This window comes from Pyxidicoccus caerfyrddinensis, assembly GCF_010894405.1.
Classification (GTDB): Bacteria; Myxococcota; Myxococcia; order Myxococcales; family Myxococcaceae; genus Myxococcus; species Myxococcus caerfyrddinensis.
Map to the genome: position 1 here is coordinate 564,185 of NZ_JAAIYA010000004.1, position 14,943 is coordinate 579,127.

The 14,943-nt window shown below is 71.3% G+C and carries 3 protein-coding genes; all 3 read right to left on the bottom strand.

From position 1 onward, the window contains the following. Positions 1-90: 90 nt before the first annotated feature. From G4D86_RS12760 to G4D86_RS12770, 3 genes are read right to left on the bottom strand one after another with little or no spacing between them, the layout of a single operon-like run. The gene (locus G4D86_RS12760; RefSeq protein WP_163993133.1) at positions 91-348 is read right to left on the bottom strand and encodes a hypothetical protein; all 258 of its coding nucleotides are present in this window, start codon (positions 346-348) and stop codon (positions 91-93) included. Continuing rightward, positions 348-14,102, bottom strand: a complete 13,755-nt coding sequence (locus G4D86_RS12765; RefSeq protein ID WP_163993135.1) for an RHS repeat-associated core domain-containing protein — start codon at positions 14,100-14,102, stop codon at positions 348-350. Before G4D86_RS12765 ends, G4D86_RS12760 begins: the two co-directional genes overlap by 1 nt. Continuing rightward, positions 14,099-14,926, bottom strand: a complete 828-nt coding sequence (locus tag G4D86_RS12770) for a peptidylprolyl isomerase (protein ID WP_163993137.1) — start codon at positions 14,924-14,926, stop codon at positions 14,099-14,101. The genes G4D86_RS12765 and G4D86_RS12770 overlap by 4 nt, the downstream gene beginning before the upstream one ends. Between the last annotated feature and the right edge of the window lie 17 nt (positions 14,927-14,943).

The window sequence follows — 14,943 nt, forward strand, 5'->3', positions numbered from 1 at the left end:
TCGGGCCCCAGCGACTCCGTCGCTGGGCCTTCGCCAGCCCCAGGCGCCGAGCATGAGACGCCGTAGCGCCCCCTCTCGCGGCAATGCCTTTCAGGAGCCCGGGTAGAACCTCGCTTCGATATCCGTGTCGGGAGGCCTCATCACAATCGCCTTCCGGTTCTCCCTTCCGCCCAGGAATACCTCCTGGTCCTCCTCTTTCTCCAGGGCGGTCAGGAACTCGGCGACCACAGCTCCCTCAGCTGGCTCCCAGTCTCCATACAGTGAAAACATCTCCACCTTTGGATTCACCATGACGCCCACCAGCTGATCACGCCAGTACACGGGCAGTCGCTCTTCTTCCACGCTCATCACTCCCTCCCGATGATGAAGAAGCCTGATTCGCTCGTCCCTTCGCCCGGGATGATTCGATCCGGGATGCCAAACTCCTCCATCTCGGCATCCTTGAAGCGCTTCGGATTGTTTCTCCCTCCCAACTGGGTGAATTCCTTCTCGAAGTCAAACCCGGCCGAGCGGGGGCCCTTGATTGTCACCAGCTCTACATTCCGCCCCGCGGCCTCTGCGCTGGCCTTGCTTGCCCGAGCACCCGCCTCGCTGAAGGTCGTCGAGATGAAGGGGCTGCTCTTGTGCCCTGCTTGCGCACCCTCCATGGCCTTGATCCGGTCAACGACCTCCCCTTCGTTCACCGACTGCAAGAGCTTCGCCCACTCCCGGGTTGCCTTCTCCACCGTCTTGTTCTTCTCAATCCAATAACGGTAGACGCCACCCGTGATGTCGTCCGAGTCGATGCGCGGTTGCACGCGGTAGACCGTGACCAGCTCGTCGTCGAGCGACGGGAGCAACGGAGCCGAGCCGCCTTCGGTGGCGGAGACTCCGGTGAGCGCATCATCCAGGAGCGCGGTGCTGGCTTGTGCGTCCGCAGCGGCGCTGGCCGCAGGGGCCGGCGGGTGCCACGACTGGATGCCTGTCTCGGCGGCCCCCTCCGTGAACCCCTGCTGGATGGCCACCGCAATGTCGTCGCTGAGCTGCTCGAGCGTTCCCTTGATGTATCCACCCGCGGCGCCCAGCGGAGCGAAGACAACGCCGAACACCAGCGCACGTCTGTGGTTGACCGAGGTGCGGCCCATCCCCAGGGCCATCTCCGTGACCTGGCCCGCCACATCGCCGACATAGCCACTGGCGAAGGCCCCTCCCGCGCCCGCCGCCGTGTACGCGGTGACCTTGCTGGCGCCCAGCATGAGGGCGGCCTGCCCGGACAGCATGGAACCCGCCACTCCCGCCGCGGTCCCCACTCCACCGACAGCTCCGCCCACGAGCGTGGACTTGCCCACGTGCATCCAGTTCGCGTGGTCGAACTCCCAGAAGCCCTTCTCGTGCGTCAGCTCCTGATGGATGACGCCACCGAAGAAGCCCAGCTCCATTCCGATCGCAATCCCGCCCAGGATGAGCGGCACGAACTCACCCGTCGGGTCCGTGTAGCGCGTCGGATTGCCATGGGCATAACCCCAGGCATTCAACGAACCCGGCACTGACGGGACGCCGAAGACCGGGTCCTCACTCAGGAAGCGCCCCAGCTGTGGCGCGTACCAGCGCTGCTGCGCGTACGTCAGCCCCGAGTCCGCGTCGAACGCGTGGCCCGTGAAGCCCAGGCTCGCTTCCGCCGCTCCCGGCACCTTCCAGTGGGTCTCGCTCTTGCGGTACCCACCCCACGCGTCATACCGGTGCCACGTGTCCGTCGCCCCCACACTCCCCACCGCGCTGCCAGCGCCGTCGTGCGCGATGCGTTCGGAGCCCACGGAGACCGTCAGCCCGGGCCCCCGTGCGTAGAGCAGCGCGGCCTGTCCCGGGAGCCGCTCCTCGACCAGGGAGGCCCCGGCCCAGAGCCAGTTCGTCGTCTGGGAGCCCACCGTGCGGCTGCGTCGCAGTCCGTCCCAGCCGTACGTGTACGTCGCCGTGACGTTGCCCCCGCCTCCGCCAGACACCGCCGGCTGCACCGACACGTGCGTCAGCCGGCCCGCGGCGTCCCAGCCGTAGTCCTTGCGGCCGCTCGGCGTCTGCTCCGACGTGAGACGGCCCGCATCGTCCGTCTCATAGGTGGCGATGAGCTGCCCAGCGTGGAGCTCGTCGTAGAGCTTGTTCAGCCCGCCGCGTGTATCCAGCCCGTAGCGCCAGTGCCGCCGCGCGGAAGCGCCGCTGAAGCCCGACGGCTCCAGCGACCCGCTGTAGGCCGCGACCTCCTTCTCTTCCAGCCGCGTTCCGTCGCCAGAGAGCTTGTAGAGCTGCGCCACGCCATCCGGATAGCGGACCCCCGTCAGCCGGTCGGCCGCGTCGTAGCCGTAGGTCGTCACCTCGTCCGACGTGAGCTGGCCGTCTCGATAGGTCTCGCGCAGCCGGTTGCCGCGCCCGTCGTACGTATATGCGAAGCGGCTGTGCAGCCCGGAAGCGGCTCCCGGGTTGCCGCAGTCCACCGGGCCTCCCGCGTTGACCACCCCTGTCAGCCGTCCCCGGGCGTCGTGACACCGGCGCTCCGTCAGGCCCCCGCCCGTCACCGCCGCGAGCCGCTCGCCGCCCGGCTCCCACTCCACCGCCATGCCGCCCGCGGGGCTGTCGATGTCCGACAGCCGGCCGCGGGGGTCGTAGCCGTACGTCACCGTCCCAGCGGCGCTCTCCACCGTCTTCCGCCGGCCACTGTCCGTATGGGTGAACGAGACGAGGTCTCCGCCACGGCGCACGCTCTGGAGCAGGCGCCGGGCGTCGTACGTGAAGGTGTTCTCCACGTTCGTGGCGCCCTGCCGCTCCGTCACCCTCCACGGCTGGTCCTCCGCCGTGTACGCGTAGGTCACCCGCGTCAGCTGCGTGTGCGCCGCGCTCGCCGCGCCAGGCTGGTAGTCCTCCCGCGCCAGACGCCCGCGCCCGTCCATCAGCGACTCGGTGGTGTCGAGGTTGGCGTCCACCCGCGTGGCCTTCCCCGCCACCCAGGTGGTCTGCCAGCTGGCCGAGCCCCGCTTCCGCAGCGTCTGCCGACCCAGGAAGTCGTATTCGAACGACTCGTTCGCGACGCCACCCGAGGGCCGCGTCACGCCCCTCAGCCGCAGCAGACCATCATGGGTATAGGAGAAGGTTCCCGCCCCCGGCTGCGCCACCGACAGCAGCTCGCCTCGCGCTCCGCGGGTGAAGGCCTTCGTCTCGGCATCCGGGCTGCCCAACCCCTCCGTCACCGACAGCAGCGCCCCATTGGCGTCGTACGTGTAGCCCGTCCGCTGGAAGTCGCCGGCCCGGCCGAACTGCTCCTCCTTCACCTGGCCGCGCGGCCAGTAGGAGACCGCGAGCTGGCGCCCATCCGGCCCCGTGCGGGTCGTCAACCGGCCATCCAGGTCGTAGCCGTAGTCGGTGTGCTCGCCTCCGAAGGTGCTCCGCGTCAGCAGGCCATTCTCATACGAATAGGTCGTCTCGCTGACGCCCGCGGGCTTCTCCCGGGCCAGCACGCCGGCCGCGTCGTACGTCCAGACGTTCTTCCGGCCGTCCCGCGTCACCTCCACCACGTTCCCGAGCGAATCCACCTCCAGCTGCGTGGTCCACGACTGGCTCGCGCCGCCCGCCTCATCGCTCGTGGTGACGCTCGCCTGACGCTCATCCCACGACGTCGCCGTCCGGTAGCGATAGGACAGGCCCTCCGCCGACCAGGTCTCCTCCTCCTCCAGGATGCGGCCCCGGTCGTCTCTCGAAGGCCAGGCGGTCTTCGACTCCCAGCCGTTGCCCTCGCGGACCGTGACGGACTTCGCCCACGGCCCCTCGAGCTCCACCGTCTTCGTCCGCTGGCCACCGCTCCCCGACACCACCTCGCTCAACAGCCTGTCCCGGGCGTTGAGCCTGCGAAGGGTGACGATGGTGTTTCCAGCACCCGGGTCCGCCGTCTCGCGCACCTGCTGCGTGAGGGGCAGGTACTCGTACGTCCACTGCATCTCGGGCGTGGTCGCATGCGCGGCCACCACCTTCGAGGCCAGCCGGCCCAGCGCGTCGTACGCGTAGGTGCACTGGTAGCCCGCATGCGGGCCCCGCTCCACGTGCACCCGGCCCGATGGGTCCAGCGCGTACGTGGTGGTCTTGTTCTCCGGCTCCACCCGCTTCGTCAGCGTGCCCTGGGGGTCATAGAAGCGCTGGGTGACGGCGTTCTCGGCGGTCGTGTGCCGCCACACCTGGCCGCGCTCGGTGTACTCGAACGTCTCCTCCGCGTTGACGCCCCCGACCTGGCGCACCACGCTCAGCGTGCGCCCGGCCGCATCGATGGTCAGCGTCTCCGCCTCCTCCCGGCGCTGGCCCGCTCCCGTGTCGATGGAGCGCTCCACCCGCACGCGGTGCTGCGGGTCCAGGTACGTGCGCGTCTCCTTCCAGGTGAGCGTGGCGATCCCGGAGCGCACCTTCCTCTCCACCTGCGTCGTCCGGCCCAGCACGTCGCCGTACTCGTACGTCTCGACGAGCCCCAGCTCCTGGTCCTCCCTCCGCGCCAGCCGCCCCGCCCCGTCGTACGCGCGCACCTCGTGCACGCCACCCTTCGCGCGCTCGCTGTTCGTCGCCTGGGGGTTGCCCAGCGCGTCCAGTGACGTCATCAGCACCGTGTGCTGCCCGGAGCCGCCCACCTTCCGGCTCACCGGGTTGCCCTGCACGTCCAGCTTCAGCTCCAGCGTGTCGCCGTCCCCCCAGTCCCAGAAGACGGGGCGTCCCAGGCGGTCGTAGCCGAGGGTCGTCACGCGGCCCAGGTGGTCCGTGACGGAGTACGGGTTGCCGTCCGCGTCCCGCGCGTACGCCACCTCGAGCGTGCTGCCCACCTTCACCTGCTCGACCCGGCCCTCCGCGTCGTACTGGTAGACGTGGGTGTTCCCACTCTCGTCCTGGGTGCTCGTCAGACGCCCGTTCGCGTACGTGTTCGTGCGCGTGCTCAGCGTCGCGGGCTCGCCCACGTAGGAGGACTCGCTCATCAACAGCCCGTCCACGTACTGCCGCGTCCGCTCGTGGTTCCGCGTCGTGCCGGCGGACGCCTTGGCCAGCACCTCCGTCACCGTCAGCGCGTCGTCCTGGTCCGTGTACGTGTACGTCCACGACTCCTGCGGCGTGCCCGAGCGGACGTGCGTCAGCACCCGACCCACGCCGTCATGGGTGAAGGACTCGAAGCTCCCCGTCTCCATGTCCTCCGTGCGCACCAGCCGCCCGTACGAGTCATACGAGAGCGTGCGCGTGAGGAAGGACAGGCCCGAGGGGGCCGACGCGAGCTGCATCGTCATCCGCTGGGGCTGGCCGAGCGCGTTGAAGTTGCTCAGCACCACCTCCCGGCCCTGCGCGTCCGTGTAGCCCTGGAGCAGGCCGTCCGCCGTGTACCGCGCGTCCTTGAAGACCTCGCGCGTGCCGCCGGGGGCGGACACCTTGAGGCCCAGCAGGTCGCCCTTGTCACTCCGGGGGCTCTCCACCGTCGCCGCCGCGCCGCCCACCTGCGTGGTGGAAGTGGCCGGCACGCCGAAGCGCGAGTCCAGCACGTGCCGCACCAGCGACCCGGTGGTGCCGAGTCCCTCCACGGGCTTGCTGCCCGCGGGCGCATTCAGCAGCGACACCTCCTGCAGCACCAGCCGCGTGGAGGTATCCATCGCCAGTGTGCGGCCGGCGGCCGAGGTCTGCTGATTGGCGACGACCTTCCCGCCCCGCGTGTCGCTTCCCCAGGCCGTCGTCGACGCGCTGCCCGGGGTCACCTGCGAGCTTCCCACGTTGCCGAAGTCGTTCAGCGACAGCGTCGCCTTGACGCCGTCCGGCCACGTCACCGACCGCGCCTGCGGTCCGCTGTAGGCGATTTCCACCTTCGCGCCCTGCATCCCCGTGGTCGACACGGAGGTGACCATCTCGTGGGCCTTGACGTGCTGGTACGGCGCGCTGCTCGCGGAGCGCTCGTAGGACGCCCGCCAGTGCACCGGCCCGTTCGAGGCGGGCGAGTTGCCATAGATGACACGCGTCGCGGCCAGCTCGTTGACGGCCTCCCACTTCTCGTCGTCCTTCAGCGTGGAGGCCACCGGCAGGTAGTCGTATTCGTAGGACTGGTAGGGCAGGCCCGGCGAGCGCTCCACGCGGGTGAGGTTGCCCTTGCGGTCCTGCTCGAAGCGCAGCGAGTAGCCGCCGCCCGCGCCGCCCGTCAGCGTCGCGGTGCGCATCCACTTGAAGCCCCGGGCGCGCGCCAGGATGCGGATGGCCTCCGGCAGGTCCGTGGCCTCCGTGTCCACGTCCTCGTACGTGAAGGCGAGCGACACCGTCCCCGCGTCCGCCGCCTGCGTCACCTTCCACAGCCGCTCCGAGTCCGGCTCGTACTCCAGCTTCGTCCAGCCCTGGTCGCCGCCGTCCCGCCCGTGGCTGTCCGAGAAGCGCGTCAGCATCCAGCGGCGGTGGCCCTCCTCGCGCGGTCCCTTCGCCGGGCGGTTGAACTCGAACGTCCAGCCCCCTTCCGTCTTCAGCGTCAGCTTGTCGGACGCTCCGCTGGAGTCCATGGGCGCTTCGACGCGCAGCTCGAAGCCATGGGCCCCGTCCGTCTCCTTGCACGGGTCGGTGCCCAGGGTGTTGCCGTAGCTCGACGACTCCTTCGGCTCCGCGGCGCAGTCGGGGAAGACGAAGCCCTGCCCGCCCACCACCGCGATGTAGCGCCCCACCCGCTCTTCCAGGAGCCAGCCGTCGAAGTTGTGCCGCCAGCCCACGCCCAGGGGCGTCGGGAAGTTGTCCTGGTTGTTGTAGACGCGCTTGAAGGCGAACTCGCCCTTGAGGAAGGGCAGCGCGAAGTCCACGTGCTCGAAAGACAGGTGCCCGTCCGCCACGTTGACGCCCGCCACCGTCTCCTGCCCCACCGCCCGCGCGTTGGCCCCGTTGTACGAACCCTGGGGCCTGCCCAGCTCCATGACCCGGTGGTCCTTCACGGGCAGCACCGTGTCCAGCACCAGGTACACCGGGACGGGCTCGTGCGAGGAGCCGGCCATGCCCGTCAGGTGCGGAGGCAGCGGCAGCCGGAAGCGCCGCGCGCCCGTGTTCGAGCTCCGCTTCGCCTGGAAGAGCTTCTGCTTGACGGTGCCGTTCCCCGCGTCCTGCAGCGAGTAGGAGCCATCCGGCTGGAGGGTGAGCGACACCTCCTTCAGGAGGTCCGTGTTCGCCGGCCCGCAGATCGGGTTGAGGCACAGCCTCAGCGTTCCGGAGGTGACTTCCGTGGGGTCCACGTAGAAGTTGGCCGTCGAGGGCTGCGACACCGGCCGACCGATGGCCGGCTTGCCGGTGCTCGGGTCGTCCTGCAGCATCGCCGCGTCCATGGTGTACGCGGCCGAAGACGCCACGTAGTCCTTGCGGGGAGCCAGGCCCTGGAGGTTGAAGCGGTAGAGGACGTTCTCCGCGTTCCCGCTCAGGTACACCTCGAGGTAGAGGACGTCGCTGGCGCTCAGGATGTCGCCGACGTACTCGCCACCGCAGTTCGCGGTGATGGTGTGGCTCACCTCATCGATGGTGAACGGGCAGTCGATGCCGAACTCGTCGGTGCCCAGCCGCACCCGGTAGTCGCCGCTGAGCGTGCCCGCGCGGCCCGGCTCGTCCGGCGCCAGCAGGCCCGCGAGGAACTGGTACGACAAGTCCCTCGCCTGGGCGAGGGGGGGCGTCTGCCGCAAGTCTCGCGTCACCTCGTCCTGCGTCGCGACGAGCTTCCGGGGCTCCAGGTCCAGGATGCGGAACTCGTGCTCGCGCTTCACGTCGTACTGGTCCACCAGCGCGCCGCGCGCGTCGTAGCGCTTGAAGACGTTCTTCAGGAAGAGCGCCTGCTCCGGCAGCCCCGGCGGGTTGTCGTGGCCGGAGGTGGGCTCCTCGAAGTTCGGCGGCCGGGCCCGGCTCTCCTTCGCGTCCACATAGCCGTCGCCGTCCGTGTCGCGATCCAGCAGGCGGTTGCCCACCACGTGGAGGTAGTAGTTCGCGCGCGTCAGGTTGTTGAGCGTCTGCTGCTGCCCGCTCGCATTCACCCGGCGCAGCGAGGACTGCACATTCACGGTGTTGAGACCAGGCGCCACGTCGAAGGTCGTCACCGCCGGCTGCTCCACCGTGGTGCCCGTCACGCGGACAATCTGGCCCGCCAGCGGCGGCACGCCTCGGGGCACGTCGGAGAGCTGCATCGCGTCCCGCAGACACGTCTCCCACTGCTTGCGGGAGGCGCCCGGCGCCAGCTCGGAGCAGAACATCTCCAGCAGCGTGCCCGCATCGGCGTCATCGTCGGTGATGGCGCTCGGCCTGCACACGCCGCCGTCCGGCAGCCGGCCCTTCTCGCAGTCCTCTTCCTCCCGGTCCCAGTCGTCCGGAAGGCCGCCGTCCGTGGGTGCCGCCTCGGGGACGGGGGCGCGTCGCACCCGCCAGTGCGTGGTGACCTGGAGGTAGTCGTCGCGCGTGGTTCCCGCGCCGCCCGTGCGGATGAGGTGCCTCGGCTCGTCACCGCGCTGCAGGCCCTCGGAGCGGGCCTGGCGCTTCACGCGCACGTCGATTTCCGGCGGGTACAGGTCGATGTCCCCGGGGATGCCCAGCTCCGCCCGCGAGCAACGGGACATGCTGTACGTCTGGCTGCCCTCCCTCACCTGCAGCGGTCCACCCGCGGCCGCGTCCTCGGGGCAGGTGCCGTCCGCCGCGCGCACGGCGCGGTTGATGGAGGGCACCGTCACCGTCTTCATCCCGGAGTAGCCGGTGGCGTGGTTCACCGCGAACACCACCAGTCGCTCCCCGGCCCCCAGCCGCAGGAACGAGCCCGCCATGGGACCGCACTCCAGCCGGTAGAAGGACTCGTCCTCGGGGGACAGCGGCCCCGCCGAGCTTGAGAGCTGGAGGCAGCGTGCGCGCGTCTCGGTGTTCGAGTAGTGGGAGGGCCCCAGCCGCACGCGCGAGTACTGGCCATGCACGCCGGTGGGCGGGCTCTCCGGGTCCTCGCACTCCATCGTCTGCGGCCGCGTCACCGCGTACCGGGCCACGGGGTGCAGGAGGTCATCCTCGCGGAAGAAGTGGACCTCGGTGGTCGCCGAGTCCTCCTCGGAGAGGGACTCCAGCTCGCCCGTCTCCGGGTTCCGCTTCGTCTCCGAGCCGCTCCTGCACGTGGCCGGCACCTTCTGGCCGTCCTTGTTCTTGAAGGTGAGGTTGCCGTACAGCAGCCGGACATCCACGAGCACGTCCGCCCACGAGTACGCGTTCGGGAACATGGAGAAGCTGCGCGAGCACACGGGGAACGTGGTGTTCACCGCGACGACGTGGGGGTTGCCGAACAGGTCGGTCTTCGAGTCGAAGCGGGGCCCCAGCGGGATGTCCGCGCAGGCGATGCCCGTGGTGTCAGGCCCGGGCACGATGACCATCGAGCGGAACACGCCCTTGTCGTCCGTCATGCCGCCCGTGTCGACGTAGCTGGTGACGCTGACGGGCAGGTTCTTGAAGCGCACCACGCCGTGGAACGGGTCCTCGGTGTCCGTGCTGTCGGGCTCCTTGCGCACCGTCAGCCGCGCCTTCGTGGGAGGCCCTCCCGCGTCGGGGATGATGGGCTCCAGCGTGGCGGTCAGGCGGATGGCGCGCGTGTCGTAGCGCGTCTTGCCCGTGAGCAGGAGCGTCGAGGTCCCGAACGAGAGGGACACCTCGGACTCGATGGACGCCTTGCCCTGTCCCTCATTCCTCCAGGTCTCCTGGGCCTTCGGTGCAATCGGCCCGCCGGAGGGGCCCACCGCGGACAGCGTGGCGACGACGCTCTCACTCGCGCTCGCGGCGCCGTTGGCCTGGTATTCCGCGGTGAATTCGATCAGCACCGTGTGGGGGACGTCCACCTCGATGCCCGACTCCAGGTCTGGCCTCTCCATCGTGAGCGTCGTCTGGTGCTCGCGCGGCGAGCGCACCTGTCCCGAGACGTAGGCGATGCCGGGCAGGAAGCTGTCCATCACCGCCCACATCGACAGCAGCGCGTTGCCGATGTCCGCATGCGCGCTGGCGATGACGACGTCCTTCACGCGCTCCCAGAGCGAGGGCTCCCGTGCCTTCACCGGAAGCCGCAACAGCCCCAGGCCGCCATCCGTCGCCGGGCCGCCCGTCGCGCCGCCCCCCGCGGCGAGCAGCTCCTCCAGCTTGCCCTGCTGCTCCGGCGTCAACGCCATGTAGCCGAGGAACTCCAACGAGCCCGCGGGCACCGGGGCATCCGCGACGATGGCCTCGCCGTCCGCGCGCACATGCGCCAGCCCCACGCGCTTGAGCGACAGGCGCCGCTCGTCGAAGCCCAGCAGCACCACCATGCGCCCCGCGGGGAGTCGGGTGCGGTTGGGCAGCGTCAGCGAGACGGGCTTGAGGAAGCGCACCTGCTCCGGGCCGAGCTGCCACAGCGCATCCACCGACACCTTGTCCTCGACGGGCACCGGGCGGTGGACCGTCGGAATCTCCGTCGCGGTGAGGAAGCCCCGCGTGGTGCCACTCGCGAAGGCGAGGCCGCCCTCGGCAACCTCCAGCCGCAGCGAGCCGTGGGCACCCCCGAGGGTCACCACGCCGCCAGCGGCCCCATCCACGACCTGCGCCGACGCGGCGTCCACCGCGACGAGCGTCAGCCGCTTGTCCACCGTCTCCTGCTCGGACGCGACGAAGACCTGACGGCGCACCACCGGCAGCGTCCGCCCGTCCGACGTGGTGCCGCCCTCGTAGCGCACCACCACCGGCCCGCCGCCCCGCACGCCCACCAGCGCCCAGTTGCCGTCCGGCCCCGTGAGCGTGCTCAGCGCCTGCCCCTCCACCTCCACCTTCACCCCGGGCAGCGGCCGCAGCCCGTCGTCCATCACCACGCCGCGCACCACCGTCATCGGCCGGCGCACGGTGAACTCGCTGGCGTAGGGCGCCGCCATGCCCGGCCCCGCGCCCGCGCGCACGCCGCTCACCCGCACGGTGACGCGCTCACCCTCGGGCAGCGGGTCCTTCGCCACGAAGGTCGCCGTCTGCGCGCCAGGGGCCACCGAGTAGCCACCGGCCAGCTTCGCGCCGCGCGCCCACACCTCGAGGTGGCCCGGCACGTCCTCCGGCCGCACCGGCTTGTTGAACGAGACGCTCACCAGCGCCGCCGTGTCCACGTCCTCCGCGCCCGGCGCCGGGTCCGCGCCCGTCACCGCCAGCGGCTCCTGGGTGACGTCGCGGAAGCGCACCCTCACGCTCGCCGAGCCCGTGAGGCCCTGCGCGTCCGTGGCCGTCACGGGGATGAGGTTCTCCCCGAGCGACAGCGGCACCTGCGCGGTGTAGAGGCCCCCCGCGCCGCGCGTCGCCGCGCCCGTGCCAATGCGGACGTCCAGCGCGCCCGTGCCGCCCGTCACGCGCACGCTGACGTCGACGATGGCGTCCTCCGCCTCCGTGCCGTCCACCGGCTGGAGGATGGAGACGACCGGGGGCACGCTGTCGATGACGAGGTGCTGCACCAGTGAGCGCCGGTTGCCCGCCAGGTCCACCGCCTCCACGGAGATGGCGTTGTCGCCGGCCACCAGCGACACCGGCGCCGAGAAGCCACCGGCCACCACGGGCACCGGCAGGCCCTGCACCGTCACGCCCGCCAGGTTGGCGTCACCCACCGTGCCCATGAGCAGGTAGGGGCTCTCCGTCACCTGCGCGGGGTTGGTCGTCGGCCGGGTAACCTCGACGTAGGGCGCGGTGCGGTCCACCACCACGCCGCGCGAGGCGGAGTCGGTGCGGCCCAGCGCATCCCTCACGCGGATGTCCACCTGCCGCGAGCCCTCCAGCAGCGCCAGCGACGCGCTGAAGCTCCGCGAGGAGACTGTCGCGGGAAGCCCATTCACCGTCACCTGCAGCGGCAGCGCGCCGCCCTCCACGCGCCCCATCACCGCGAAGCGCATGCCGCCCACCACGGTGCCGTCCGACGGCGACTCCACCACCAGCACGGGCGCGGGCTCCTGCTCTGGCACACCCGCGTCGGCCTGGGGCACGCCCGCGTCCGTCCCCGGCACACCCGCATCCGCCCCGGAGGTGCCAGCGTCGGTGCTCGTGCCGGCGTCCGACTCCGTGCCCAGCCGCAGCAGCCGCAGCGACTTCTCCGTGGACTGACCGTAGCGGTCCACCGCCACCACCGACACGTTCCTCGGGCCCACGGGGACTTCCAGCGTGTACGCGAAGCGGCCGCGCGCATCCACCGCCGCCACGTTCCCATCCACCGTCACGTTGGGGACGTCTCCCGCCTCGGCCGAGGAGACCTCACCGCGCACCGTGACGAACGCCTCCGGGAAGGCGTAGTCCTCCGGCGGGTCCGTCACCACCAGCGACGGCGGATTGCCGGCCCGACGCACCGCGCGGCTCACCGTCGTCTGGTGGCCCGCAGCATCCGTGGCGACCAGCACCACCGTGTTGTTCCCCTGCTGCAGCGCCTGCGTGACGGAGAAGGCGCCACCCGCCTCCAGCGTCACCGGACCACCGCCGAGGGTGAGCGTCACCGCCGTCGCGTCCGTCACCGTGCCCGACACCGTCACCGTGGGCGCCGCGACGACGGCGCCGTCCTCCGGGGACGTCACCACCAGCAGCGGCGCCTCCGAGTCCCGCACCACCTGGAGCAGCGCCGACGCGGAGTTGCCCGCGGCGTCGAGCGCCTCCACCGTGAAGGCATTGCCGCCCTCCGTCAGCGGGAGCGTGTGGCGGTACTTCCCGTCCGCCCCGCGCATCATCGACACGCCGCCCACCCGCACGTCGGCCAGCGGGCCGTCGTCGCTCACCGCCACCACCAGCGCCACGTCGGCCGCGCCCGTCACCAGGCCGTCCGCCGGAGCCTCCACCGTCACCGACGGAGGCGCGGTGTCGATGACGAAGGCGCGCGACACCGCCGCCTCGTTGCCCGCGCCGTCCCGCGCCGTCACCACCAGCGTGTGCGGACCCGGCGCCGACACCACGCCGCCGCTCGCGAAGGGCTGCCCGTCCAGGGTCGCGCCCGCCGTGCCCGGGTGCTCCTCCTGCACCGTCCAGGACACCGTGGCCGGCGTGTTGCGGCGCTCCCCGTCCCCGACGCCCGCCACGGTGATGACGGGCGGCGTGGAGTCGATGGTGAAGGTGGCCGTCTGGCTGGCCGTGTTGCCGGCCTCGTCCCACGCGGAGAGAACCAGCGTGTGGGCCCCCGACACGGAGATGGCCGTGCCGGACACGACGTCCTGGCCATCCAGCCGCGCCTCCACCCGCGCGAGATGCGTGTCGGTGACGGTCCACGCCGGAGTCACCGCGTGGTTGACGAACGGCTCGGCCGGCAGGCCGGAGACCTGGATGACCGGCACCGTCAGGTCGAGGACGAAGTGCACCGTGCGCGTGGCGGTGTTGCCCGCCGCGTCGAGCGCCGTCACCACCAGCGTGTGCGCGCCCTCGGTGGAGACCTCGGTCCCCGAGGTGAAGTCCGCGCCGTCGAGCGTGGCCGTGACGCTGCCCGGGTTCGCATCCGTGGCGCTGAGGCCGGGGGTGACGCCCTGCCGGTAGTGCCGGTCCGCCTCCACGCCCGTCACCACCACCACGGGCGGCGTGGTGTCGACGGTGAAGTGGCCCACGACCGTGGCCTGATTGCCGGCCCTGTCCCGCGCCGTCACGGAGAGCAGGTGCGTGCCCTCCGCGGAGACGACGGTGCCCGACGTGAAGGGCTGGCCGTCGAGTGTCGCGTCCGCCTGCTGGAGGTACGCGTCCGTGGCGCTGAAGACGGGCGTCACGGGGCTCGCGACGTACGCGCCCTCCACGAAGCCGCTAAAGGTGACCACCGGGAGCGTGAAGTCGAGCGTGAAGCTCCGCCGCGCCACCGTCTGGTTGCCGGCCCGGTTGCGCGCCACCACCTCCACCGTGTGCGGGCCTTCCGAGGAGATGAGGTCGCCGCTGGCGTACGGCTGCCCGTCCAGCGTGGCCACCACCGCGTTCTCGGGCTGGTCCGCGTTGGTGACGGTGAACGTCACGACCCCCGGCGCGTTCCGGTACGCCCCCTCCGGGATGCCGTCGAACGTCACCACCGGCGGTACCGGGTCCTTCGGGCAGCCCGTGATGACTGTCAGCAGGAGCGCTCCCCAGAGCGCCGTCGCGCGAATCCCCCGGTTCATTCGGACTCCTCCCCCTTGGACCTGGCCGGACCGGCCAGCTCGCGCAGACGCTCGGGATGACGCTTCACCGAGATGTTGCTCCGCAGTTGCTCTTCCAGCGCCTTCGCCGCCTCATGCCGCGCCCGCGCCGCGAGCTCGCCCCGGACCTCCTGGAACGTGGGCACCACCGTGCGCGGCGCCTCGAGCGCCTTCGCCACGTGGAGCCCGAAGGCCGTCTCGAACGGCTTCGACAGCTCGCCCTGCTTCAGCTCCACCACCGCGTCGAAGAAGCGCGGGTCCACCTGTCCCTCCCGCACCGGCCCCAGGTCTCCGCCCTTCTCGCCGGTGGCGGCGTCCTCGGACGCCTCGCGTGCCACGGCCGCGAAGTCCTCGCCGCCCTGCACGCGCGCGTACAGCAGGTTGATGCGCGCCCGGGCCTCCGTCCTCGCCCTCGCGTCCGCCGGCAGGCGCACCACCAGGTGCGCCACGTGCACCTGCCGGCGCGACAAGGACTCCTTCTCCTTCTCGTAGCGCTGCCTGAGCGCGTCCTCGGTGCCGGACTCCGCGGCCACCTTGTCCAGGTACGCGTTGGCCAGCACCTCGCGCCGCGCGGCCTCCACCCTCGCCGCCACCGCCGGGTCGTCCAGCAGGCCCGCCCGGGTGGCACCCTCGGCCAGCCGCGCCCGGTCCACCAGCGCGTCCAGCGCCTGCTCCGGCGTCGCGTCGCGGTCCCGCGTCTCCCAGAACCACGCCACGTCCGCGCGCTTCAGCGCCGTGCCGCCCACGTCCGCCACCACGTCCTTGTCCCCACAGGCCGCGAGCAGCAGGCCCAGGACTGCTCCCATCCATCGCATCCAGGTCC

Bases quoted from the DNA above. Each gene is read 5' to 3' on its own strand.
- G4D86_RS12760 (WP_163993133.1), bottom strand. From the start codon at position 348: ATGAGCGTGGAAGAAGAGCGACTGCCCGTGTACTGGCGTGATCAGCTG.
- G4D86_RS12765 (WP_163993135.1), bottom strand. From the start codon at position 14,102: ATGAACCGGGGGATTCGCGCGACGGCGCTCTGGGGAGCGCTCCTGCTG.
- G4D86_RS12770 (WP_163993137.1), bottom strand. From the start codon at position 14,926: ATGGGAGCAGTCCTGGGCCTGCTGCTCGCGGCCTGTGGGGACAAGGAC.